Genomic DNA, 2,622 nt, shown 5'->3' on the forward strand with positions numbered 1-2,622 from the left:
CGCGGCCCGAGATATCCGAACAGATATGCGGCGACCTTTCGCATTTGTATTTCTTCGGCGCCTTCGGTGATGCGGTATCGGCGGTGGTGGCGGTAGATATGTTCGAACGGTTTGTGGCGCGAGTATCCGATGCCGCCATGGACCTGCATCGCGCGGTCGGCGGCTTCGCAGACGAGGCGGTTCGCCCAGTAGTTGCACATGCTGACCTTGTCGGAGAGGGTGTGTTCGATTTCCTTGTGCGGGGTGTTGTCCATGTCCCATGCGGTCTTGCGGATGAGCAGGCGCAGCATTTCGGCCTGCGTGGCCAGCTCGACGAGCGGGAACTGGATCGCCTGGTTCTTCGCCAGCGCCTCGCCGAACGGCTTGCGCGCCCGCGCATATTTGACGCTCTCCTCGATGCAGAACACCGCCGCGCCCAGCGAGCTTGCCGCCTGGCGGATACGGTTCTGGTGGACGAAGCTCTGCGCGATCGCGAGCGCGCCGCCCTCGGGGCCGAGCCGCGCGCTGTCGGGCACCCACACATTGTCGAAGGTCATGCGCGGATGGTCGGTCGGCATGTTGAACGTCCACATATATTCATCGACCGTCATGCCGGGGGTGCCGGTGGGGACGAGCAGGCAGGTGATGCCCTTCGCATCGCCGTCGTCGCCGCTGGTGCGGCAGAAGGTCGCGCAGTGCGTCGCGACATGCATGCCGGTGATCCACATCTTGCGCCCGTCGATCCGCCAGCCATCGACGCCATCGCGCGTCTCGCGCACCCCGCGCGTTTCCATATGCGTCGCGTCCGACCCGTGATCGGGTTCGGTCAGGCCGAAGGCGGTGCGCCGCCTGCCCTCGAACCCGCCGAGGATAAATTCCTGCTTCTGCGCCTCGCTGGTGCCGAACTGCTCGAACATCTCGACGAACGGGAAGTTGCCGACGATGCTATGCTCATTCTGAAGGTCGTTGTGGAGGCCGAGGCCCTTCGCGGCAAAATGCTCGCGGATCACCGCCATCCACAGGTTCGAGCCGTCCTTGCCGCCATATTTTTTCGGCGCCGAGAAGCGCCAGTGCCCCGCAGCATCGGCCAGCCTCGTCGCCTGCTTCAAGAGCTGCTCCCACGCCTCGCGCGGCAGGCCCTGATTGTCCCAGTCGGTGCGCGCATGTTCGCGGCGGTGGTCGAAGAAGCGGATATTGTCGTCCGCCAGCTCGAGCGGCCTGATCTCGGCCTCGATAAATGTATCAAGCTCGTCCAGATACGCCGTGAGGTCGGCGGGCATCGCAAAGTCCATCTCTCTCTCTCCCTTTATCCTTATCCGCCCCACTGGGCGCGCGCCGCCGCCAGCGCGGCATATTTGGGGCTGTCGACCGCGCATTTATCCAGCACATCGCGCCGCAGCCGCGCGAGCAGGCCGGGTTCGGCGAGCGTCGTCGCCCCCGACAGCAACGCTTTGGCCAGCGCCGCATCCTCGGCGCGCACCCCCGCCTCCAGGTCGCGCAGCACGATGCCGAGCGCGTTCATCGCGACCACCGCCTCGAACTTCGCATGGCCCTCCGCCCCCGGCTTGATCGATGCCTCGATCCAGTCGCGCACCGCCTGTACGATCTCGCGGTTCGTCGGCTCGCCCGTCGGCGCGGATGCAGCGGCGGGTGATGGCGGCAGCGGCGCCGCGCGTTCGCCTTCGGGCGCCCCGTCTTCGAGCAGCAACAAAAGGTCGAGCTCCTGTTCGGCGGTGCGCCGCCCGATGACGACGCGCTCGACCGTCTTGTCGGCGCCGCTCCGCCACGCCTGCCCCATCTGCAAACAGCCCAGCGCCCACCACAAGGTCCGGTAGACCAGCCAGAAGCGGAAGCGCGCGGGGTCAACCTTCACGCCCCCCGCACCCTCATAGGCCGCGAAGTAATCGGCGAGGCTGCCCACCCCGAACGCCGGCTTGTCGAGCTGGCCAAAGCGCCACACCGTCATGCAGCCGAACGCCAGATCCTCATGCGCGTCGCCGCGATGCGCCAACTCCCAGTCGAGCACCGCCGCGAGGCCCCCGCCCTCCTTGCCCACATCGACCATCACATTGCCCATCCGGTAATCGCCATGCACCAGCACCGGCGAGACCGGCGCGGGCAGATGATCCTCGCACCATTTGATCGCCAGCGCGATCACCGGTCGGTCGCCGCCATACGACCCGAAGCGCGCCTTGAGCTCCGCCAGCGCCGTCGCCGTGTCCATCAGCGGGATCGCATCGGGCACGCTCTCCATCGGGATCGCATGGATGCGCGCCAGCTCGCGGCCCAAGTCCCCCAGCAGCGACGACGGCGGGTCGGCCAATATCTTCGCCGGCGACACCTCCGCCATCACCCGCCGCATCACATAGCCCGTGCCCAGGCCGTCGCCCGGCTCCAGCACGCCGACAACCTCGGGCGCCTTCACCCCCGCATCAAACGCCGCCATCACCAGCGCCGCCTCGTCACCATGGCCGAACGGACGGTCCGCCATATAATCCGCCGACGGCGCCCGGCGCAGAACATAGGCGCCCCCTCCCTCCGGCCCCGCCCAATCAAACGCAAAACTCTCCATGTTCGCGCCACCAGACAAACGCTCCAGACCCGACAAAACACCAGGGCCAGCAACGCGCGCCATCAACGCAG

General features: G+C 67.0%; 2 protein-coding genes. Both read right to left on the reverse strand.

Annotated features, from left to right (window positions below):
- Positions 1-1,271, reverse strand: a 1,271-nt coding sequence (locus tag WC597_RS17115) for an acyl-CoA dehydrogenase family protein (RefSeq protein WP_372695272.1), incomplete at its 3' end; no start/stop codon positions are given.
- 20 nt (positions 1,272-1,291) lie between these two features.
- Positions 1,292-2,622, reverse strand: a 1,331-nt coding sequence (locus WC597_RS17120; protein ID WP_372695274.1) for a phosphotransferase family protein, incomplete at its 5' end; no start/stop codon positions are given.

Origin of the sequence: Brevundimonas sp., assembly GCF_041648115.1 — a bacterium.
Classification (GTDB): Bacteria; Pseudomonadota; Alphaproteobacteria; order Caulobacterales; family Caulobacteraceae; genus Brevundimonas.